Here is a 22695-nt window from a genome sequence, read left to right on the forward strand (position 1 = left end):
CTTCATCAAGAGGGGAACAACTTCCAGTAAGATGAAAAATGGTCAGTGAAAAAGCTAACCGAAATTTATTGTCGGAAATGGTAACACCGCCCCATTTCCCCAGACCCTAGAGGCTAGAGTCCGGTAAACCAGCGGATAAAAATTGACATCCATGAGTGCAGACATTTTCGATCGAGTTAAAAAAGTTGTTGTGGAACAATTAGAAGTAGAGGATCCGGGTACAGTTACCCCCCAAGCAAGCTTTGCTGATGATCTGAAAGCGGATTCCCTTGATGTGGTCGAGTTAGTGATGGCTTTAGAGGAAGAATTTGATATTGAAATTCCCGACGAAGCGGCCGAACAAATTCTCACTGTGGGCAAAGCTGTCGAGTATATTAACGAGAAAGTAGGAGCAACCGCCTAATTATTGCGGGAAAATTGACAATTAGGATTAAATATCTGGGGCAAAATCTGCCCTTATTTTTGAACAAACATGACAGAATTGCCATTAAAAAGGGTTGTCATCACGGGGATGGGTGCGATCACTCCCCTCGGCAATAATCTAGCCGACTATTGGACAGGCTTAATCAACGGCAAAAGTGGCATTGGTTTAATCACCCACTTTGATGCCTCCCGTCACGCTTGTCGCATTGCTGGGGAAGTGCGGGGTTTTGACCCCCACGACTATGTGGATCGCAAAGAGGCAAAGCGGATGGACCGTTTCGCTCAATTTGCCGTCGCCGCCAGTTTGCAAGCACTGCAAGATTCTCGATTAGTTATCGACGCTCTCAATGCCGATGATATAGGTGTACTAATTGGTACGGGCGTGGGTGGCATAAAAGTGCTGGAGGATCAACAGGAAATTTACTTGACAAAAGGTCCGAGCCGGTGTAGTCCTTTCATGATCCCGATGATGATTGCCAATATGGCCGCTGGTTTAACCGCTATCCATACGGGAGCCAAGGGACCGAGTAACTGTACCGTGACCGCTTGCGCCGCCGGTTCCAATGCCATCGGCGATGCTTTTCGTCTAGTACAAAGGGGTTTGGCCAAAGGGATGATCTGCGGTGGGACGGAAGCCGCCGTTACCCCCCTAGGATTGGCTGGTTTTGCCTCCGCTAAGGCCCTGTCCACCCGCAACGATGACCCCACCCGGGCCAGTCGTCCCTTTGACAAGGATCGGGATGGTTTTGTCATGGGGGAAGGGGCAGGAATCCTGATTATAGAGGAATTAGAAACGGCCTTGGCTCGTGGGGCGCGGATTTACGCCGAAATGATCGGTTATGGTCTGACTTGCGATGCCTATCACATGACGGCTCCGGTTCCCGACGGTCGTGGGGCCACCAGAGCGATCGAATTAGCGATCAAAGATGCCGGTTTAACTCCGGCGGAAATTAGCTATATCAACGCCCACGGCACCAGTACAGGGGCCAATGATCCCACGGAAACCAAGGCGATTAAAAAAGCTTTAGGAGAATCGGCCTACAAAATCCCCGTCAGTTCCACCAAATCGATGACAGGCCACCTTTTAGGCGGTTCTGGCGGCATTGAAGCCGTGGCCACGGTAATGGCGATCGCTAATGATCGGATTCCCCCGACTCTCAACCTGGACAATCCCGACCCCGATTGCGATCTCGATTACGTCCCCTACGAAAGTCGTCAGCAGATAGTTAACGCTGCCCTCTCCAACTCCTTTGGATTTGGCGGCCATAACGTCACCTTAGCTTTTAGAAAATATGCTTGAGTCGATGCCCCTGAAAGAGTAATCTGTGAGTGGCTCCCTCTTTAACCTGGTCTTATTTTTGTAGTTCATTCTAAAAAACATTATGGTTGTCGCCTCCCAATCCCTCGAAGAACTTTGTATTAATGCGGTACGTTTTTTAGCGGTGGATGCCGTGGAAAAAGCTAAATCCGGACACCCCGGACTGCCCATGGGAGCCGCTCCCATGGCCTTTGTCCTCTGGGATCAATTCCTGCGTTTTAACCCGAAAAACCCCCAATGGGTCAATCGCGATCGTTTTGTTCTCTCCGCCGGTCACGGTTGTATGCTGCAGTATGCTTTGATGTACCTGACCGGATACGATAGCGTCCCCCTAGAGGAAATTAAACAATTCCGGCAGTGGAAATCGAAAACCCCCGGCCACCCCGAAAATTTCGTCACGGAAGGGGTGGAAGTGACCACCGGTCCTCTGGGTCAAGGGATTGCCAATGGTGTCGGTTTGGCCCTAGCAGAGGCCCATTTAGCGGCCCGTTTCAATAAACCGGATGCCAAAATTATCGACCATTACACCTATGTGATTTTGGGTGATGGTTGCAATATGGAGGGGATTTCCGGGGAAGCTTGTTCTTTAGCCGGTCACTGGGGTTTAGGCAAGTTAATCGCTCTCTATGATGATAACCATATCTCGATCGATGGTTCCACCGATATCGCTTTTACCGAAGACGTGAGCAAGCGTTTTGAAGCCTACGGTTGGCACGTTCAGCACGTGGAGAATGGTAACACCGATTTAGATGCCATTGCCAATGCGATCGCATCGGCCAAAGCTGTCACCGATAAACCCTCGATGATTAAAATCACCACCACCATCGGTTATGGTTCCCCCAATAAGTCTAATACCGCCGATGTTCACGGGGCAGCTTTAGGAGCAACGGAAATCGAGTTAACCCGGAAAGCATTAGGTTGGGAATACGAGCCGTTTGTGGTTCCCGATGAGGTGTTAAATCGTTTCCGGCAAGCAGTGGACAAGGGAGCGACGGCAGAAACGGACTGGAATAAGTTATTTAACGAATATCAGGCCAAATATCCCGCAGAAGCGGCTTTATTTGAACAGTTAACCACCGGTCAACTGCCAGAAGGTTGGGAGCAAGCTTTACCGGTTTATAAACCCGAAGATAAGGCCCTGGCTAGTCGTAAACACTCGGAAATCTGCTTAAATGCCCTTGCGGGGGTTTTACCCGGTTTAATCGGTGGTTCGGCGGATTTAACCCACTCTAACTACACCGAATTAGAGCATTTTGGTAATTTCCAAAAAGGCAGTTATCAGGAGCGTAACGTCCATTTTGGTGTGCGGGAACACGCGATGGGGGCGATTTGTAACGGTATTGCTCTCCATAACACGGGATTGATTCCCTACGGGGCGACTTTCCTGATTTTCACCGACTATATGCGGAATTCTATCCGTTTATCGGCATTGTCAGAAACCCGCGTCATCTGGGTAATGACTCACGATTCCATTGCCTTAGGGGAAGATGGACCGACTCACCAACCCGTGGAACACGTTGCTTCTCTGCGCGCTATTCCTAACCTGTTAGTCATGCGTCCGGGAGATGGTACGGAAACTTCCGGTGCTTATAAAGTAGCGGTGAGCGAAACTAAGCGCCCGACGTTACTAGCATTATCCCGTCAAAATCTGCCCAATTTAGCGGGAACTTCCCTTGCGGGTGTGGCTAAAGGTGCTTATATTATCACCGATTGTGAAGGTACTCCCGATGTCATTCTCATCGGTACGGGGGGCGAGTTGTATCTCTGCGATAAAGCGGCTGCGGTGTTGAAAGAAGCAGGAATTAAAGCTCGCGTCGTTTCTATGCCCTGTTGGGAGCTATTTGAGGAACAATCGGCAGAATACAAAGAATCGGTATTGCCGAAAGCAGTGAAAAAACGTCTCGCGGTGGAAGCGGGTTCAACTATGGGTTGGCATCGCTACATCACCGATGAGGGGGATGTGTTGGGGGTTGATACCTTCGGCGCTTCTGCTCCAGGAGGTGTGATTCTAGAGAAGTTCGGTTTTACCGTGAATAACGTGGTAGCGAAGGCAAAAGCGTTGTTAGGTTAATTACCTGAAATCTTAGCTGTAATGAGTCAGAAAAATCTGGCTCATTTTTTTGTTTTTCTATTGTGACTGTCAGTCAGTGGACTAGGGGTCACGTCAGGCAGTTTAATCGAAGCATGGCAAAGGACAATTTAGCTCAATTTGGCAGATGTTTACATAATGCTCGCATTCAAAAGGGTTTATCCCAAGAAAGGTTGGCCGAAGCGGCCAATTTGGATAGAACTTACATCAGTCTTCTTGAACGTGGTAAAAGGAATCCTTCTTTACTATGCTTGATTTCTTTATGTAGAGCATTAAACATAAGTCTTTCGGAGCTTTTTAACACTATGTCTATAAATTCCGATGTAAATACTGATGATGTCAGAAGATTTAATTAAATTGCTTGAGCAGTTTTTGCATGATAACGAGCTTGAATGGGAATGGTTTGAAAAAATAGAAAGTTTTTGTAAGAGTTATAGTTTGAATATCAAATATATTACAGAAGTTCTCAATGATCCAAAAGTTATTCCTATGATTCGTGGCAAGTTTTTTGAGTTCACTGTACAAGATGAACTGTCAAAAATACTCGCGAATAATTATTTAGTTACTAATCCTCGGTTAAATCCTCAAGCCGGTTATCACGATATAGATGTAGCTATTATCAATCAAAAAAACGCCAAAAAATACTCTGCTGAATGTAAGTTAGCCAAAAAAGGTAGTTTCCGTCTTCAGGGAGGTATCAGACCTTTTATTGAAGTCAAATGTATGAGATCAAGAACCTTAGGAGACAAAGCAGCAGAACAAAGGTCTAAATTGATAGGAATACCTTCAACAAGCCTAAATATTCACAAAGATCAATATATTGAAACAGATTTTGATTTAGTGATTACATCTCTTGCCAATGCTTTTTTTCAGACCAATTTAGAAACGGGACTATTTGTTTGGAATCCCACACCAGAAGAGCAAATATTTTTAAGCAAAATTAATATTAATAATCAAGAAGAAGCCCTTTTAAAAATGTACGTTGCCAGAAGTAAAGATTTAACAGCAAATCAAACCAATAATATCAATTGTTCTCGCCAGAAATGCCACGATAACAACTGTAATTTCATCCCTAATTATCCCAAAATTTTCTTTGATGTTAATACGGCTGAACCTCTACAACCATGGCTCCCGATCAAAAAAATAGAGGATTTACTTGATTAAAATTAGGAATCAAGATACATCGAATAAACTTAATTGTAGAGGTGTAAATCTTGCAGGTTTCTGAAGATCATAATTAGCAATAAATACCTCCTTGCCCTTGCGTCTTTCACTCTGATAACCATGTTCTAATTTTAAACCATTTTTTTGATCATCAGTTCGATTAATAGTGTAATTCCATTCATTATCTTGTAAAGAAATACACCAATCATACATTTCTCTAATTTCGGAGCAATTATCATAAGTCAAAAGAAATTTAAATCGATGTTGATGTTTTTTCAACGTCTTACATAACCTTTCATGATCTTCTAGACTGAAGAAGCAGGAATAGAATTTATTTTGATCTGCTTGAAAGTAAGGAGGATCGACAAATAAAAAGTAATCATCGGGTAATTGATTGATTAAATCTTCAAAATCTAAACAAGATAAATTGACATTTTGCAGTTTTTCCGAAGTAGTTTTTAGGTGAGAAGGCCAGTTTTCAGGACGCATAGAATACTTATCACCATAGCCCCAATAACAATTTTCAAGTTTCATAATTCCTGAGTAGGAAGTTCTATTTAGATAATACCAACGCATGGCTCTTTCTAGGTCATTGGCTGGTTGAAATTCATTTTTATAATAATTGTGTAATTCTTTGGTAGCGTTTAGATCTTTTAATAATTCAATTAGACTATCAAGATGATCTTTGATATGTCGATAACAGTTCATTAATTCCTCATCTTTGTCATTGAGAATATTCTCTGCTACACTTTCCTTAGCAAAGAATATAGATGCTCCCCCCGCAAAGGGTTCACAATACTTATGGTGACTAGGAAGACAAGCTAAGATTAGCTTACGGGCATAAAATTTACCGCCAGGATAACGAAAAGGAGAATTACTAAGTTTTTTAGCGATTTTGGACATTACCTTTGATTTTAGAGGCTTTTCTTTGAGATTATTTTAACAAAATTACGATATTTTATCTAGGAATGTCAGAGAAGTTCGGTTTTACCGTGGATAACGTGGTAGCGAAGGCAAAAGCGTTGTTAGGTTAATTAAAACTTTGGTTTTGTGGAAAAAGCCCGCGCCAGCGGGTTTTTTTGTGGTTATAGGTCAACCTAGTTTAGGCTTTAGGGTTAGTTCATGTAAAAATGTAAAGTAGGAAGCTTTAGTAGTTAGCCAAAACCTTTACACTTGAGATAATTATCACGATTCCTAGAGCCATGACTAAAGGGGAAAGCCCTATATCGAAGGAAACAATCAAGAGCCTAACACTAGATATAGAAGGCTCACTGTTGTCTTTTGATAAATTTATCAAGGCTCAAGAACAATTAGCAATACTACTCCATGAAGTAGATAAAACCCTTGCTAACAAAAATCGCCCCCTGATAAATTGGAGAATCTCTCAAATTCATAGTGGCAGCATTCATCTTACTTTAGAAGGAATGCCTCAAGATCAGATTACACCTAGTCAAATTTCTGAAGTTATTAAGACTGTAGAAAGGGGAATAGTAACAATTTTAGAACATCCGATTCGCCCTGAGTATTTTTCTGATCGAGCTTTAGAAAGTGCGCGATCATTAGCAATATTGGCAAAAAGAGATGAGTTTATGGTGCAATTGGGCTTTGATTCGAGGTGTATCGACTTGAATCAAGCTTTGATTGCTAATGTTGATGAAATTATCGGGGGAAAATATCAAAGTTTTGGTACTGTAGAAGGTGTGCTTAAAGCTATTGATGTAAGTCGTCAACCTATTTTTAGAGTTTACAATTTATTGACTAATAAAAGTGTTAAATGTTACTTTGAACCAAATTTACTTGATAATATCAAAGAATATCTAGAAAAAAGAGTCTCTGTATCGGGGATAGTTACCTCTAGAGAAGATGGGGAAAAAATCGGGATTAAAGTTGAGTCAATTGATCTTTTTCCTGAGGAAAAAGATTTACCTACCATTGAGGAAATGATCGGAATTTGGGGAGGAAGTAAGTGATTCGTCCAACAAAAAAGCTACACTACTGGGATTCTTGTGTTTTTTTAGCTTTCCTGAAAAATGAAAAGGATAAAATTAATGATTGTATTTCTGTTCTCAAAGCAGCTGAAAATGGTCAGGTAATAATTGTGACTTCTGCTCTTACTTTTATTGAAGTGGTGAAATTAGAAAAAGGACAGCCAAAATTACCTAAAGAAAGTGAGGAAAAAATCAGAGATTTTTTCCGACATGAGTGGATTTATATTTATGATGTGGACAGAAAAGTTGGCGAACTAGCCAGAGAATTGATGTGGCAATATCAGGCACTAAAACCTAAAGATGCAACTCATGTGGCGACGGCAATTAAAGCCAGAGTGGATGTTTTAGATACTTTTGATGATGGCTTGCTGAAACTCTCTGGAGAAATCGGTGATCCTCCTTTAATAATTAGAAAACCTTTTTTTGAAGTTCAACTTGATCTTTTTTGAAAAAATACCCATTCTCGCGCAGGAAAATTACAAATCGAATTACCGAACACAAAAGGTCTAAATTGATAGGAATACCTTCATATTAAAACAGATTTTGATTTAGTAATTACATCTCTTGCCAATGCTTTTTTTCAGACCAATTTAGAAACAGGACTATTTGTTTGGAAGCCCACACCAAAAGAGCAAATATTTTTAAGGAAAATTAATATTAATAATCAAGAAGAAGCCCTTTTAAAATGTACGTTGTCAGGAGTAAAGATTTAACAGCAAATCAAACCAATAATATCAATTGTTCTCGCCAGAAATGCCAGGATCACAACTGTAATTTCATCCCTAATTATCCCAAAATTTTATTTATTTTGTCTGATGGGATTATTTATTTTTACCAGTAATTTTGTCAACTCCTTTTTTATACTGCGTTCTGTCATCATTCCGGCCAGCATCCCGCCAAGCCCGCAAAAAGTTAAGACAGGGGCTGTAAATGGTAACATTCCTGCTAAGGCTATAGCTGCTCAAGCTCCACCAGCCAGCCCTACTCTTGCCCCAGCTTGATTATCCTTAAACAGTTTAGTCTTTTTTATGTTGTCGAAAGGTTTTGAGTATTCTGACATCGATTATTCTCCAAATCAGGATGCCGATATTACAACACAGCTTTCGGGAATTGTCTATATACTGATCATCATTCATGCCATCGCTAAAAGCGAGGGAAGAATGCTGACACTAGGTTAGAATTGCGGTAACGCACCATAAATTCTTATGCTTGGTTTTTGTCATTTTAATGGGCGGAGTCGGACTCGAACCGACATGAGGGGCTGCCTCGCCACATTTTGAGTGTGGTGCGTCTACCAATTTCGCCATTCGCCCTTGGCATTAATTTTATTATTATAACCCATTTTTGGCCCCTTTAACAAATTTTGATAATCGGGGGAACTGGCCCAACGATCGATTTCTCGCGCACGCAGGACGGGGAGGGGATGGGTTAACTGTTGGGTTTGCAAACCCTTTAACATTTCGCCCATTTCCGAGGCACTGACGGCATCGTAGGACTTGGCCTGATCGATAAAAGCCTCTAAATTTAATAAAGGTGCGAGACTGGGGGAACCTCCGGCTAACTTCATTAACACCGACATGACGATTTTTGGGTCTTGAACTGCCAATAAAGCGGATCGATCGCAACTAAACTCGGCGCAGCGCACCCATGCTAACATTCTCTCCTGTAGGGATCGTGCTAACATTGTCCCCCAATTGGGCAGTAATCCCGCCGCCAGAACCATAATATTGGCTAAAGTCAGATAAACGCCGTGTTCACATTTGAGATGACCTAATTCGTGGGCCATTACCGCTTGAATTTCTGCGGGAGTCAGCATTTCAATTAGGGAAGTGTGCATCACCATAAACGGTTTTTTGCCGCGCATGGCGAAGGTATAGGCGTTAGGAACGGGGTTTTGTTGAATGTATAATTGAGGTGGTTCTAAGTCGAGAATTCGGCAAGCTTCTAGGAGGAGATTATGCAGGTCGGGTAATTGTTTTTCCCCCACCAAAACACTAGCAGCAATATTATTTAAGTAAAAGAATTCCTCAGCGACGGAACCTAACAAACTTCTCACGGCTATATCTAAACCGGGCAACTGTTTAAGGGAGTTAGTCGCCTCTAGGTCGATGGGATGCCGAAAATCATTGGCTTTTAAGCCTAGTAATAACTGTTTTGATAATTCCATATTCTTATTCATTTAACCAAACTTTAACGCGTTCTAAACTTTTCCAATCGGGTTTTCTAGCTAAACCATCGGCGATATTTTCATCCACTTCTTGGCGAACTTCTTTGTTTAAACTAATTAATTGTTGCACCAGTTCGATATGTTCCCTAACTCCGGCGGTTTTGGTTTCCAACATAGCTAAAACCAAATTGATCCGGTTTTGGGGGGAAACTTTATCGAGTTTAACGGCTTTTTGGGCGGCTTTTAGGGCTAATTCCGGTTTATCGGTGAGCATATATAACCAAGCTAAACAAGACCAAACGGCGGCATTTTTAGGACTGCGATCGCTTAATTCTTTAAATTCGGGCAATAAGCTGGCAGCGTTTTCTCCCTGTTGGTAGCGTTCTAAACCTTGTTCGAGGGTAAAATTGGCGATTTCTGTCATTTTCAGCTAGGGGGTTAATCAAGGAGCAAATCTAACGGTGATCGGCGTATTACACTGTTTTAGTACAATTTGCCTTTATTTAGTATTCTAGCAAAATTTGTCCCCTTGTCAGCAAAATTTTAAAAGACGATGCCGCGTTCTCGCCAGATCATCAATAGGCCACTCATCGAAACGAATAACATCACTGCTTGTTTAAATTGCTGGGGACTCATTTTTTCTAAAACTTTTTGTCCTAACCAATTGCCTGGCCAGGCTGCTAATCCTAACAATAAACCGTAACCAAGAAAAGGCAGATGTAAAACTCCAAAAGCTGCGTAGGCGATTAATTTGGCCACATGAACTACTACCATATGAACGGATTTCGTTGCCACCATTGGTTCTTTAACTAGCCCATAGTTAATATAAAATAGGTTCATCATCGGGCCGGTACTACCGACTAATCCTGACAGGAAAGCGTAGATAAATCCCGAGGGCATAAAATACCAAGTTTTAATCTCAAAAAAAGGATTTTCTTGTTGGGGAAATAATTGTTTAAGCGAGGATAAAACCAGAAAAATTCCCAAAACTAGCGGCAACCATTTGAATTGTAAATGGGCAAACACAAAAGCGCCGAGGGTAGATCCCATAATTGCCCCGGGTAAATACCACACCGTCGAGGGCCAGTCAATGGCGCGCCAATACATTCCCATGCGTTGGACATTACCGATTAGCATCCCCGTGGTCAAAACCGGAGGAATGACGGCAGCATCGAGAAACCAACCTAAAACGGGGAGTAGAATCAGGGGGCTGCCCCCACCAGCAAGGCTACTAAAAAACCAAGCTAGACTACCTGCCAACATCAAGGTAACAATGATCATCGAGTTGTAAGGTTAATTCACAAAGAGTTACTTAATCTATTATGATATCTTCTTTGGGATCTTCATCGGTATAATGCCATTCCACATTGGGCATAGCCTCGAAAGCTTGCCGGACGTAATCTTCCCAGAGTTTCCGCATTTTGGCTAGGTAGGGATCTCCTAGGCGCAATTGTAACTTATGACGTAGGCTTAGGCTATTAGCTTCATACATACTCAAATAGATAGGCGGTCCGACGGAAATATTCGATTTCATGGTCGAATCGATGGAAAGTAAGGCACATTTGGCCATTTCCTCTAGGGGTGTATCATAGGTAATGGTACGATCAAGAATCGGTTTACCGTATTTAGTTTCACCTATCTGTAAAAAGGGCGTTTCTTTGGTGGCTTGAATATGATTTCCTTGGGGATAAATCATGAATAATTGCGGTTCTTCTCCTTTAATTTGTCCCCCAAGAATAAACTTACATTTAAAATCAATATTATCTTTTTCTAGCCAAGTTCTTTCCCTAGCTTGTACTTGACGACTTTTATCACCGATATAGTGGGCGATATCGTAGAGATGAGTCAGAGAATGGAGATTTTTATCCTCTTGATTGTGCAGATCTCTTTTTAGTTCGTGAATCACTCCTTGGCTAATCGATAAATTCCCCGATGTACAGACCATAATTACTCTTTCTCCCGATACCGAAAAGTCAAATAATTTCCGATAGGCCGAGATATAATCGACTCCCGCATTCGTGCGAGAATCCGCCCCCATAACAATGCCAAAACGATTGATAATTCCTAAACAGTAAGTCATTTTCAGTAATCAGTAAACAGTAATCAGTAAACAGTAATCAGTGAACAGTAATCAGTGAACAGTAATCAGTAAACAGTAATCAGTGAACAGTAATTAGTGAAGAGTGAAGAGTGAAGACTGAGCGGTGAATAATATCATTTAAAGCTTAAAACTTAAAACTTTAATCTGATAACTAATCACTGATAACTAATCACTGATGACTGATAACTGATAACTGATAACTGATAACTGATAACTGAATTAAGCCATAACCATACCACCATCGACGTTAAAGACTTGACCAGTGATATAAATAGCGGCGGGATCGGCGGCTAAAAAACGCACCATTCCGGCGACTTCTTCCGGTTTTCCGTAACGGGAGAGGGGGATATATTTGAGAATTTCATCTGCTTTGAGGTCATTAGTCATATCGGTTTCAATAAAGCCGGGGGCCACGGCATTAACAGTGATGCCTCGACTGGCAAATTCTTTGGCTAAAGTTTTCGTTAAACCGATAACACCGGCTTTAGCGGCGCTGTAATTAGATTGACCCGGATTACCCATCAAACCGGATACAGAAGTGATGTTAATTATGCGGCCGCTTTTCTGTTTTAACATCAATTTACTGACGGCGCGAGTGCAGAGAAAAACTCCGGTTAAATTGAGATCGATGACCGCTTGCCAGTCTTCTAATTTCATTCTTAACATCAGGGTATCCCGGGTAATACCGGCATTATTAACTAAGACATCAATATGACCGAATTTTTCCTTGGTACTGTTCACTAAGTTATCCACTTCTTCGCTTTTAGCCACATCTGCTTGTAGAGCTATTGCCTTTCCCCCGGCCGCGGTAATTTCTTCAACAACGGCATCGGCAGCACTGCTAGATTTAGCATAGTTCACCACTACAGTAGCACCCTGGCTGGCTAATTCCAAGGCGATCGCTTTACCGATCCCTCGCGAGGCCCCAGTTACTATGGCTACTTTGTCTTGTAAATGCTGGCATTCTGCGGGTAATAGTTTCATAATTTTCTGCATTCCCCAAATAATCGTCAAATCTCAAGAGAAAACTTTGTACTGATAACTTTGCTCAAAACAATTCATTATCTCACAAGCGGGTTAATCTGACCGCAGCCATCCTCAAGTGCGATCGCTTTGTCCCCACTTTCCTCTATAGTATCAGGGAGAATTGGCTGCCACTAATTGATCGAGTTGCTGCTGCATCAAATAACAGACTTTCTCATAACATTCGCGTACATAACGGCGGTCCCGGGCTGCTTTTTTGCCGTAACGTTCAAAAATAATTGGGGGACAAACCCGCGTCTGTATCGGTACGGGTAAGGGAATATTCGGCAGGGGACCGATAGCTAGTCCCCAGGGTAAACCGAAATAGATGGGACAGGTCCCGGGGTCAATACCGAAAGGCCAAGGCATACCCTGTTTATGCAATTCTTTTAATTGAGGATAAATATCTTCGAGGACAAACAGGGTCGAGTGAGCGCCGTGGGAAATGGCGGGAATAATCGGCACTTCGTACTGTAAAGCTAGTTTAACAAAAGCTTGATTACCGGCAAAATGAATTTTATTTCTTAAACTGTGGGGACGGAAAACATCCGTAGCACCCCCTGGATAAATTAAGACACTAGCGCCACTATTTAAAGCAGCGATCGCCATTTTCGGATGAGCATGAATGGCTCCCATTTGGGCCACTAGATGCGCTTGGGATGGAAAAACTCGCCAGACTCGCGAATCCATCAAACCATAGACTAAGCGCTCGCTGCCAAAGCGTTGAAACCAATCATACATCATCATAAACATATCAGGAGCCGCTAAACCGCCGTTATGGGAGCCGATGAATAATACCTGTCCTGAGGGGGGAATATTTTCCCAACCATCGGTTTTAACCCGAAAATAATGGTGATAAAACCAATCCAGAAGGGGGACAAATTTTTCGATCACTTGCGGATCGCGATCCTCTAATGACCAACCGGTGAGGGTATCAACAGGGGCCTTGGCCGCTTGTAGGGATAATTCGGCAAAAGTGGCCGTAGATGAGACAAAAGAACTAAAAATCTGCATTGATGCCCAGTTGATAATTTAATCGCATCTTATTATCGCAAATTTCGGTTAAAAAACCCGCCATTTTAGAACGGCTTTCCTCGATAATTCTATCATTTTTAATGTCTAATCTTCACAGTTGAACCAATTTTTATCTAATAATTGCTCTAAACTGTAAGGACATTCTGAGGGAAAATCGCCAGAAAAACCAGTTTTTTGTTGAACATAATCGAAAGCATCCTGATAGATTATCGGTAATTCCTCAGCTAAATAATTCTGTAAATTCGTCGTTAAATATTTTCTTAATTGCGTGCGAAAACTGATAATTTCCGCTCGCCAATGATTCCGATTTATTTCTGCTTCTGTTGTCCAATATTGTAAAAGTAATAAATGCCTGATCACTTGTTCAAGTAAGCTACTGACTCGGTTTTTATCTCTTTTACTCAAGCTTTCTAATTCCTCAATTAAATGGATTACATCTAATTCATCTAAGCGATTTTCCTTGAGGATTTTTATTGTTTCCTCTAACCAAAGATGTTGATCAATTTTGTAAAGTAGGGGCAGGGTTTCTCCTCCCTCTACTTGCCAGGGATTCTGATTTAAAGTTTTCATTGGGTTGTTGGCGGTTTTTAATAGGAAATAAGCACCCTCATATATATATTAGGCCACTTTCTCCTAATTTTGATATTGACACGGGAAAAATTACCGTCCCTCCTTACAGTAACTAACTGCCATTATCCCTAAATAAATGTAAAAAAGATTAATTTTCGCCAAAATAGTTGACTTTACACTCCTCCTGTGCTGCGGTGCGCTTCAAAGTAGGTTGGGTTGAAGCATGAAACCCAACGCTAGAAACGACTCTAAGACCGATAGTCTCTCAGCTAGGGAAAGGATGTTTCCATTCAATTAATTTCTAAGCACGAGTAGAGAGATTTTTTGGCGTGGTTGAAGGAATAGAGGACGGTTTACGCAATCCCCTCGCCTTCGGTTTCCCCCTTTAAAAGGGGAGGTAGGGGGGATACCTAAGAAGTTATTTTTCAATTCTTGATTAGGGGGTATAAACCTAATTTTTCCGTAGGTTAAGTTTTTAGTTTTTACATAAAGAAACATTTTCATTGATGCCGGTTTTCCCCGTTAATATCCAGCCTTCTTGTGGTGATTTTATGGCCACCCAGTTCAGATTATCATTGGTGGTAAAGATCATTAAAGGAAATGATTCCCCTTGAACAATTTGTCCACTTTTAACGATGCCTAAATGACGGGAATTAGTGGTAGAGTCTTCATAAATTATTAAGCCATTTTTTACGGAACTATTAACGCGCAAGCAAGGAACAGTTCCTAAAGAGGTGTTATAGGCAGTAACAGTATTAGTGCCTTTGAATTGACCATTTATCCAACAGCCATATTGTATTTTTCCCGAACCTATTTGATTGATGTCATTATCTAATCTCCACCAGTAGGTTTCTTGTTGTTTCTTCTCAGCATTGGGGGTGTCAACTTCGCCAAAACATAATTGCTGTAATTCTAGTCCTGCTCCTAAGTCCATATTGGAGAAACCGAAATCTATATTTGCATCGGTTAATTTATCCCAACGTTGCCATAGTGTCCAGCCTGTTTGGGGTTGATTATTGGAACCATTCGGATCGCCTATTTCTGCTTGTGTTTTTATGGAGAAAAGGTTGATCAAGCTATAAATTGTTAAACTGAGTAAGCTGGTTTTTAAAATGTTTGACATTCTCATCTTGAATTATTGTTTAGAGGAGTAATAAGTAGGTAGGCGTTAAAAGTTGTCAGATGCCCCCCTTATCAAGGGGGGATTAAGGGGGGATCCCCCCGCCTATCGGCACTCCCCTTATCAAGGGGGGATCAAGGGGGGATTAAAGGCAAAATCCATTTTTAATTTAATTATAACCAGCTACTTAGAAAGTAATGATCAAGCAGGATTTGGAGAATAAACCCCTAGGAAGGGGAAAGAACAGAGCAAAAACCGAGAGCGAAAGATAATTGTTTAAGAAGTAACACCCCAGAGGGTTGCTTCTCCCACGGGATTTCCCTTCATCCTTGATGCTTTATCTGCACTGAATACAATTTAATTTGGTATCAGCAGAAGTCCCTCGCTTTTAGCGATGGGACTTCTGCTGACACTCAGTTAAATGCACTAAGAGCTTATTGCCTCAAACCAGAGGATGTCACAGCACTATACTGGTAACAGGTAAACTATACACTCCAGCGATCGCCAATTGCAAGTCGCTGACTGCATCGCCGTTGGTATCCCCGGAAAGGAGACCGCCGTAAAAGCGCAGTTGTCCCGCTTGACCTGAAAAATCCGAGGCACCAATAAACGTGAAACTCTGATTACCAGCGTTGAGGGAGTTGGCATCAATGCCAGAGATGTCAATAGTATCAAGACCAGTATTGAAATCGAGGATATTGTCTTGGTTTGCACCTTGACCGATTTCATCAACGGTGTTGAAGATAAAACGGTCGCGACCTTCACCTCCCGTTAGTTGATCTGACCCTAATCCTCCGTTAAGTTTGTCCTCACCACCGCCACCAATAATGACATCATTACCAGTGCTACCGGTGATAGTATCATTCCCCCAATAGCCATGAATTTGGATATTGCCACCGACAAAAGCAGTATTAGAGAAGTCGAGGGTGTTGTCACTCCAATCGCCGACGATGGTGACTTTTCCTGCTACTCCTGTCCCGTCGATGGTTTCAATGCCGCTATTAACCCCAAAACTCTTGAGACCGATATCAACATTAGCCGCACCTTTGGCGACAATGGTATCTGTGCCACTTGTCCCTGTATCCGTAATGGTGTCATAGCCTTGGAAACTCGACCAGCCTCCGGCTAGATTACCGGAGACATAATAAGTGTCTGACCCTTCGCCTCCATCCAATTGGTCATTGTCTGCGCCGCCATAGAGTAAGTCATTACCAACTCCACCCGATAAAGTGTCACACCCCCAATCTCCATCGATTAGGTCATCGCCGCCGCCACCACTGAGAACATCATTTCCCCCGTAACCCATCAGGTGTTCAGCAAGATTCGTACCTGTAATCGTGTCGCTAGAGTTATCACCGTAAATAATGGTTTTCTGAAGATAGAAATAGTTGAGCCAACTGGAAACATCGTTAAGGCGAGCATTTGCATCACCATCTTCGTTGACGAGACGATTGTCTTCGATGTTAAAGCCAATATGATAGAGTCCATCGGCTACGGTATTGACTAAATTTTTACCGAAGTATTGGGTTGTCGCTCCGTCATTTTGTACCAGGTGGTAGCCTGTTTCCTCATTTCCCTCATCGTCACCGTGGAGGAGGATAAATTCGTCATAGTGATTAGTGCGAACCCATTGATTGAGGGTGCGAATATCATCGCTGGTAATCCAGCCATCAGCAGCGATACCTGTAGCAGTAATACCATCTACTAATAGATGGTTAAGTCCATCGGCGGCGGCGGCTCCAGCGTTAATATCCCCCGCATTTGTCCACTTGGCTAAGCCAGTATCAATTTTGATGGTATCGACAATTTTATCTAATCCTGTGCCAGTGGTGGACTGATCAACGTAAAAATATGTTACCCAATCCGCTACGTCTTTGACTGTGGCATTAGCTGCACCATCTTCGTTGAGAAATCGCCCATTTTGGATCTGAAAGCCAATATGATAGATTCCGTCGGCAACGGTATTAACTAGGTTTTTCGCAAAATATGTGGTCTGAGCGCCGTCATTTTGAACTAAATGGAAGCCAGTTTCCTCTGTCCCTTCATCATCCCCATGCAGAACAATAAAAGTATTATAACGGGTGGCATCGGAGCGAATCCAATTGTTAATTTGTGCAATATCGCTTTCGGAAATTGAACCATCGGCGGCGAGATTGTAGGTGGTAATCGCTGTTTTTAATAAATCATTCAGTCCATTGGCCGCATCAGCACCGCCAGCAATTTCTTGCCAAGGTATATTTTGCGCTAAACCCTGATCTGCAATAATTAATTCCGTAATCCGATCAAGTCCGGTATTAGTTGTTGCCCGATCTGTATAAAATTGGGTTAGCCAATCCGCCACCTGAGCAACTGTGGCATTGGCGTTACCATCTTCATTGACAAAGCTGCCATTTTCAATTAGGAAACCAATGTGATAAATGCCATCAAAAACCGTATCGACTAAATTCTGATTGCGATACTGTTGAGTCGCTCCGTCATTTTGGACTAAATGAAACCCTGTTTCTGTTGTCCCGTCATCATCGCCGTGGAGAGCAGTAAATTCTGCCAAACGGTTAGCGCGAATCCAAGCATTAATCGCGGTTACGTCACTGACAGTAAAAATGCCGTTACTAGCAACTCCAGTGGCTTGTTTGGCTTCTAAGATTAAATGATTTAATTCATTAGCTGCCGTCATTCCACCCGTAATATTTGTGCCGAGATTAGCACCAGCAAGTCCTGGATCTCTGCCAATTCTTTCAACCGTTTGATCTAGTCCCGTTCCGGTTGTTCCAGTTGGGGAATTTTGCACCATCGAATAAGATTTGCTTGCCATAATTTTTAACCATAAAAAATAAGGTAGTTAGTGAAATAGCAACAATTGTTAGACAAGTAACGACAAAACCGCACTAAGGCAGGTTTATCCTAAATCCAGTTAGCAAAACCCAGTTATCATCAGGGACCACTGAAGTGGTCACTAGGAACCAGAAGGGTTGTCCACTGCACTGGATCAGGGGGATTTGGTGTTACCCTGACAATTGCGGATCGATATCCTCACCCATACCCGAATTCGATCCCAACGATTGGACAGTCTCAGATAGTCAATTAGTTCTAACCGATTGTCTTGCCTCTGCTCAGACTATCGAACGAGGCTTTCCGACCTTGATAGTCCTGAGTCGGCGTTTGATAATCTAACCTTTGATGGAATCTTAGATTATCGTAGCACTTTATACAGATATTTGATCCCCGCTGCTTTTTCTCTCTTAGCGTTGCTCAAATAAAAATACCTGATCTTGCGCGTAACTGAATTTAAACCTAGGCGATCGCTGCAAGCCTCTGATCAGATGGCTGACAACCGACTCGGCGCTATCTACTTTCGTCAACTGGAGGTTGGGACGGTGGGTCAGGTGGGGAGCAATTTGGGAAGTCGTCAGGACAATTTCCAGACTATCAAAGACAACTAATATAAAACAACTTTACATTTCTTTTATCACTTTTGGAAAATGCTATCCTTGTAGATGATACAAAAGAGCTAAAAATCTCCATTGATGCCAATTGGATAATTTAAGCGCATCTTAATGATAGTCTAAATCTTTTCTTAAAGATGGTAGTAGGAAAGAGCGGCTACCGTGAGAGAGTAGTATCCATCGTCTCGGTCTTGAGTGGGATGTACTGCCATTCTCATCGGATGGTGGTTTCTGCCATGTCTGACCTGTTTGGGGTGAAGATGTCTTTATGGTTAAAAGACTGCAGGGAACGCACGTTGTCAGACGAGGATATATGACACTATCATAAGATAGTAGTAGCCTGAGCCGAAACCATGAAAACAATTAGTTTTAAAACCCATGTGGGAGAAGATGGAACATTACAAATATCTTTACCCCCTGAACTTAAAAACACAGATTTAGAAGTTACCTTAGTTTATCAGCCAATATCTCTAAAAGAAAAAGAAGAAAAAACTACATTTAGCCAATGGCAAGAAGGCTTCTTTGAAGAAGTAATTGGCGGTTGGGAAGGTGAATTATTAGTAAGAGAAAAACAGCCAGATTATGAGGAAAGAGCGATCGAGAATGATTAAGGATAAAAATCAGCAAACCTATAGAGACCCTAGTATTGTCGGTTATTATGCCCAATTAACCGCACTACAGCCGGCAGAAAAGACAATTTTAACCCTGCTGCAAGAGCGTTTATCAACCATGAAAATGCTTGATTTAGGGGTAGGTGCGGGACGAACTACGAAGTATTTTGCCCCTCTTGTGGGAGAATATATCGGTGTTGATTATTCTGCGGAAATGATCGCCGCTTGTCGTCAAAAATTCCCCCATTTAGTCTGGCAAGTGGCCGATGCTAGAAATCTAGAACAATTTGCCGATAATTATTTTGATTTTATTCTCTTTAGTTTTAATGGCATTGATTATATTTCCCCTGCTGACCGTTTTCTAGTTTTAGAGGAAATTAGCCGCATCGGTAAAACTGGCGGTTATTTTTGTTTTTCTAGTCATAATCTTCAGGGAATTATCCCAGAATTCGATTGGAAAAAAAAGATTAGTTTGAATCCTTTTAGTAGCTATGTAAATTTAGTCCTCTGGGTGATTTTGCGGGCCTGTAATCCCTCTCTTAGCTACGAACAGTTATTGACTGCTGACTATGCAATTATTCGGGATGAACCCCATAATTTTCGTCTCCGAAATTATTACGCCACCCCCAAAGAACAATTAAGACAGTTAAGGTCTTACTTTCAAGATATTAAAATTTATTCTTGGAAAACCGGTCAGGAAATTAAAAGCGAACAAGAGTTAAATACTAATCTTGATCATTGGCTTTATTATCTCTGTGTTCTTCCCTAATATTATCCTGCTTTTTTGGGGGATATTGAAGTAATGCTTGGGCAAGATAATGACCGGTGTAGGATTTTTCACATTTAGCCACGGTTTCCGGTGTTCCCACCGCGATTAATTCTCCTCCCTTGTCCCCTCCTTCCGGTCCCAAATCAATAATCCAATCGCTACAGCGAATCACGTCGAGATTATGTTCGATGACGATAATCGAATTACCTTTATCGACCAATCTTTGTAACACATCTAAGAGATGATGCACATCATAAAAAGATAATCCCGTAGTCGGTTCATCGATCAAATATAGGGTTTTTCCCGTGGCCCGTCGGGATAATTCGGCCGCTAATTTCACCCTTTGCGCTTCTCCACCGGATAAAGTGGGGGCGCTTTGACCGAGTTTACAGTATCCTAAACCCACATCCACGAGAGTTTGTAATCTGGTGGTGGCCCGGGGGACATTTTCAAAGACCTTTAATGCTTCCTCGATCGTCATATCTAAGACATCGGCGATCGAATAACCTTTATACTTAACCTGTAGGGTTTCCCGATTGTAACGCGCCCCTTTACACACATCACACTGCACATAGACATCGGGGAGAAAATTCATCTCGATGACGTTTACTCCTTGGCCTAGGCAAGCTTCACAGCGTCCTCCCTTAACATTAAAAGAAAACTGCCCCGCTTTGTAACCTCTAGCTTTTGCTTCGATGGTTTCGGTGAAAATCTCGCGAATAATGTCAAAAACCCCCGTATAGGTGGCAGGATTTGACCGAGGAGTGCGTCCTATCGGTGATTGGTCGATGACAATTACTTTATCAACCGCGTCCAATCCTTCCACTTTCTCTAACTCTTTGGGGAAGGGAGTTAAACGGGTTAAATGATGTTGTAAAGCTGGATATAATAACTCATTAATTAGGGTAGATTTGCCCGAACCAGATACCCCCGTAATCGAGACTAATTTTCCTAAAGGAATCGTTACATCAATATTTCTTAGGTTATTTTGATGGCAATTTTTTAAGACTAAAGCATTACCATTCCCTTCCCTTCTTTGGGGAGGAGTTTCAATAACTTTGCGGCCCGATAAGTAGGCCCCTGTTATCGATTTTTTGGACTTTAAAAGGGTTTTAAAACTGCCTTGACAGATGATTTCTCCGCCATGAATCCCCGCTTTCGGACCGATATCGACCACATAATCGGCTGCCCGAATCGTTTCTTCATCGTGTTCGACGACAATTAAAGTATTACCTAAATCTCGCAATCTTTGCAGGGTTTCTAACAGTTTACTATTATCTCTTTGGTGTAATCCGATGCTAGGTTCATCGAGAACGTATAATACTCCCGTTAATCCTGAACCGATTTGAGTGGCTAATCGAATTCGTTGGGATTCTCCCCCAGATAAAGTCATCGCTGGTCGATCGAGGGTAAGATAATCTAATCCCACATCGATTAAAAATTGTAGTCTCGCTTTGATTTCTTTAAGGGCTAATTCCCCAATTAATGCTTGTCTTGGGGTTAAATGACAATCATTAATTCTCTGCAAACAATCCCGAATGGTAACTCCAGTAAAATCCGTGATCGTATATTGTCCTAAACGTACCGATAAAGCTTCCGGTTTTAATCTTTTTCCGTGACAAACTTCGCAGGTTTGGTTAACAATATATTTCTCTAGTCTTTGTTTAATAACTTCCGAGGTGGTTTCTTGATAATTCCTATCTAAGATATTGATAACTCCGGCAAATTCTCGATAGTAACCGCGACCAGTATCATAACGGTAATCATCTTCAAAATATATCGGTTCTTTACTCCCATAGAGAATGATATCTTGTTGGGTTTTTGTTAGTTTCTGCCAAGGGGTTTGAATTTCAAAACCTAAAGCTTGCCCTAAACCGTAGAGGAGAGAAAGATAGTAGGAATTATCCTTATCTGACCAGGGGGCAATAGCAGAATATATCGGTTGTTTCGGGTCGGGAATGACTAAATCTGCCGAAAATTTCCGTAAACTGCCCAATCCGTGACAGTTGGGACAAGCACCATAGGGAGAATTAAAAGAGAATAAACGGGGGGATAATTCTTCCATAACGGCCCCGTGTTCGGGACAGGCAAATTTCTCGGAAAAGACAATTTCTTTGGTAACTTCGGGATTATCTTCGTTATTCTCATCGAGAATTTCTACAATCGCTACACCATCGGAATGCTTTAAACAAGTGGTTAAAGAATCTACTAATCTTTCCTGTAAACCCTCTTTTTTGATCAGGCGATCGATAACAATTTCGATATCATGAAGATGTTTTTTATCTAACTCGATGCCCTCGGATAATTCTACTACCTTGCCGTCAATCCGCACCCGGGCAAAGCCTTGGGAGGCCAAACTAGAGATTAATTGCTTATGAGTGCCTTTTTTGCCGCGAATTACTGGGGCTAAGATTTGAAAACGGGTTTTCTCGGCTAATTCCATCACTCGATCGCACATTTGATCGATGGTTTGGGGGGCAATATTGCGATCGCAATGGGGACAATGGGGTTCACCGGCACGACCGAACAATAAACGCAAGTAATCGTAAATTTCCGTAACAGTTCCCACACTAGAACGGGGATTGTGGGAAGTGGATTTTTGGTCAATGGAAATAGCCGGACTTAAACCCTCGATCGCATCCACATCGGGTTTATCTAATTGTCCTAAAAATTGGCGCGCATAGGCGCTGAGGGACTCCACATAGCGGCGCTGTCCCTCGGCAAAAATAGTGTCGAAAGCGAGGGAAGATTTGCCCGATCCCGAAACTCCGGTAAAAACAATCAACTGATTGCGGGGTAATTCGAGATCAACATTTTTGAGATTGTGTTGTCGTGCGCCACGGATACGGATTGAGTCAGTTTGAGCCATCGGAC

General features: G+C 42.2%; 21 protein-coding genes and 1 tRNA gene. 10 read left to right on the forward strand and 12 right to left on the reverse strand.

The features are described from left to right. Positions 1 to 151: 151 nt before the first annotated feature. The 5 genes from ACOCD9_RS02800 to ACOCD9_RS02820 all read left to right on the forward strand — a co-directional run bounded on the left by ACOCD9_RS02800 (position 152) and on the right by ACOCD9_RS02820 (position 4994). On the forward strand, positions 152 to 403 hold the full coding sequence (locus tag ACOCD9_RS02800) for an acyl carrier protein (protein ID WP_287701395.1): 252 nt from the start codon (positions 152 to 154) through the stop codon (positions 401 to 403). Positions 404 to 472: 69 nt separating this feature from the next. After that, entirely contained in the window at positions 473 to 1723 is a 1251-nt protein-coding gene (gene fabF / locus ACOCD9_RS02805) for a beta-ketoacyl-ACP synthase II (protein ID WP_287701397.1), read from the forward strand. An 82-nt stretch (positions 1724 to 1805) separates the two neighbouring features. Further along, positions 1806 to 3812 carry a transketolase gene (gene tkt, locus ACOCD9_RS02810; RefSeq protein ID WP_419546318.1) on the forward strand — a complete coding sequence of 669 codons (2007 nt, stop codon included), beginning with the start codon at positions 1806 to 1808 and terminating at the stop codon, positions 3810 to 3812. A 113-nt stretch (positions 3813 to 3925) separates the two neighbouring features. Beyond that, on the forward strand, positions 3926 to 4186 hold the full coding sequence (locus tag ACOCD9_RS02815) for a helix-turn-helix domain-containing protein (RefSeq protein WP_039900197.1): 261 nt from the start codon (positions 3926 to 3928) through the stop codon (positions 4184 to 4186). Further along, a complete protein-coding gene (locus ACOCD9_RS02820; protein ID WP_419546319.1) occupies positions 4167 to 4994 on the forward strand; it encodes a restriction endonuclease in 828 nt (275 codons plus the stop codon). The genes ACOCD9_RS02815 and ACOCD9_RS02820 overlap by 20 nt, the downstream gene beginning before the upstream one ends. A 9-nt stretch (positions 4995 to 5003) precedes the next feature. On the opposite strand, the gene ACOCD9_RS02825 is transcribed toward ACOCD9_RS02820, so the two are convergent. Continuing rightward, a complete protein-coding gene (locus ACOCD9_RS02825) occupies positions 5004 to 5897 on the reverse strand; it encodes a DNA adenine methylase (RefSeq protein ID WP_002736931.1) in 894 nt (297 codons plus the stop codon). A gap of 299 nt (positions 5898 to 6196) precedes the next feature. Between ACOCD9_RS02825 and ACOCD9_RS02830 the strand changes: the two genes are divergently transcribed. After that, positions 6197 to 6964, forward strand: coding sequence for a hypothetical protein (locus ACOCD9_RS02830; protein WP_419546320.1), 768 nt, complete (start codon positions 6197 to 6199; stop codon positions 6962 to 6964). Continuing rightward, the gene (locus tag ACOCD9_RS02835; RefSeq protein ID WP_004159431.1) at positions 6961 to 7431 is read left to right on the forward strand and encodes a type II toxin-antitoxin system VapC family toxin; all 471 of its coding nucleotides are present in this window, start codon (positions 6961 to 6963) and stop codon (positions 7429 to 7431) included. Before ACOCD9_RS02830 ends, ACOCD9_RS02835 begins: the two co-directional genes overlap by 4 nt. Before the next feature lie 779 nt (positions 7432 to 8210). Here ACOCD9_RS02835 and ACOCD9_RS02840 read toward each other — a convergent pair. The 10 genes from ACOCD9_RS02840 to ACOCD9_RS02885 form a co-directional block, all read right to left on the reverse strand. Then, positions 8211 to 8295 (reverse strand) — tRNA-Leu (locus tag ACOCD9_RS02840). Continuing rightward, positions 8274 to 9161 (reverse strand): M48 family metallopeptidase, encoded by an 888-nt coding sequence (locus ACOCD9_RS02845; RefSeq protein WP_419546321.1) that lies wholly within the window; start codon positions 9159 to 9161, stop codon positions 8274 to 8276. Before ACOCD9_RS02845 ends, ACOCD9_RS02840 begins: the two co-directional genes overlap by 22 nt. Then, positions 9154 to 9573 (reverse strand): tetratricopeptide repeat protein, encoded by a 420-nt coding sequence (locus ACOCD9_RS02850; RefSeq protein ID WP_002748977.1) that lies wholly within the window; start codon positions 9571 to 9573, stop codon positions 9154 to 9156. Before ACOCD9_RS02850 ends, ACOCD9_RS02845 begins: the two co-directional genes overlap by 8 nt. Positions 9574 to 9692: 119 nt before the next feature. Further along, positions 9693 to 10430, reverse strand: coding sequence for a sulfite exporter TauE/SafE family protein (locus tag ACOCD9_RS02855; protein WP_104396523.1), 738 nt, complete (start codon positions 10428 to 10430; stop codon positions 9693 to 9695). A gap of 31 nt (positions 10431 to 10461) precedes the next feature. After that, positions 10462 to 11229, reverse strand: coding sequence for a proteasome-type protease (locus ACOCD9_RS02860; protein ID WP_002754509.1), 768 nt, complete (start codon positions 11227 to 11229; stop codon positions 10462 to 10464). A 240-nt stretch (positions 11230 to 11469) separates the two neighbouring features. Further along, positions 11470 to 12246: a 3-oxoacyl-[acyl-carrier-protein] reductase gene (gene fabG, locus ACOCD9_RS02865; protein ID WP_287701412.1), complete on the reverse strand. Its 777-nt coding sequence runs from the start codon at positions 12244 to 12246 to the stop codon at positions 11470 to 11472. A 141-nt stretch (positions 12247 to 12387) separates the two neighbouring features. Further along, on the reverse strand, positions 12388 to 13287 hold the full coding sequence (locus ACOCD9_RS02870; RefSeq protein WP_104396522.1) for a lysophospholipid acyltransferase family protein: 900 nt from the start codon (positions 13285 to 13287) through the stop codon (positions 12388 to 12390). Between the two features lie 105 nt (positions 13288 to 13392). After that, positions 13393 to 13878: a DUF29 domain-containing protein gene (locus ACOCD9_RS02875; RefSeq protein WP_287701406.1), complete on the reverse strand. Its 486-nt coding sequence runs from the start codon at positions 13876 to 13878 to the stop codon at positions 13393 to 13395. A 475-nt stretch (positions 13879 to 14353) separates the two neighbouring features. Then, positions 14354 to 15001: an SH3 domain-containing protein gene (locus tag ACOCD9_RS02880; RefSeq protein WP_287701408.1), complete on the reverse strand. Its 648-nt coding sequence runs from the start codon at positions 14999 to 15001 to the stop codon at positions 14354 to 14356. Between the two features lie 454 nt (positions 15002 to 15455). Continuing rightward, complete coding sequence (locus ACOCD9_RS02885; protein WP_419546322.1) at positions 15456 to 17810, reverse strand: calcium-binding protein; 2355 nt, start codon at positions 17808 to 17810, stop codon at positions 15456 to 15458. Between the two features lie 457 nt (positions 17811 to 18267). Between ACOCD9_RS02885 and ACOCD9_RS02890 the strand changes: the two genes are divergently transcribed. The 3 genes from ACOCD9_RS02890 to ACOCD9_RS02900 all read left to right on the forward strand — a co-directional run bounded on the left by ACOCD9_RS02890 (position 18268) and on the right by ACOCD9_RS02900 (position 19821). Beyond that, positions 18268 to 18438 (forward strand): hypothetical protein, encoded by a 171-nt coding sequence (locus tag ACOCD9_RS02890; protein ID WP_287662226.1) that lies wholly within the window; start codon positions 18268 to 18270, stop codon positions 18436 to 18438. A 356-nt stretch (positions 18439 to 18794) separates the two neighbouring features. Next, positions 18795 to 19052, forward strand: coding sequence for a hypothetical protein (locus ACOCD9_RS02895; RefSeq protein WP_287703696.1), 258 nt, complete (start codon positions 18795 to 18797; stop codon positions 19050 to 19052). Beyond that, on the forward strand, positions 19045 to 19821 hold the full coding sequence (locus ACOCD9_RS02900) for a class I SAM-dependent methyltransferase (RefSeq protein ID WP_419546323.1): 777 nt from the start codon (positions 19045 to 19047) through the stop codon (positions 19819 to 19821). The genes ACOCD9_RS02895 and ACOCD9_RS02900 overlap by 8 nt, the downstream gene beginning before the upstream one ends. On the opposite strand, the gene uvrA is transcribed toward ACOCD9_RS02900, so the two are convergent. Next, entirely contained in the window at positions 19778 to 22690 is a 2913-nt protein-coding gene (gene uvrA, locus ACOCD9_RS02905; RefSeq protein WP_419546324.1) for an excinuclease ABC subunit UvrA, read from the reverse strand. The genes ACOCD9_RS02900 and uvrA overlap by 44 nt on opposite strands. Positions 22691 to 22695 lie beyond the last annotated feature (5 nt).

It is taken from the genome of Microcystis sp. (genome assembly GCF_048564745.1).
In the GTDB taxonomy this organism is placed as follows: domain Bacteria; phylum Cyanobacteriota; class Cyanobacteriia; order Cyanobacteriales; family Microcystaceae; genus Microcystis; species Microcystis ichthyoblabe_A.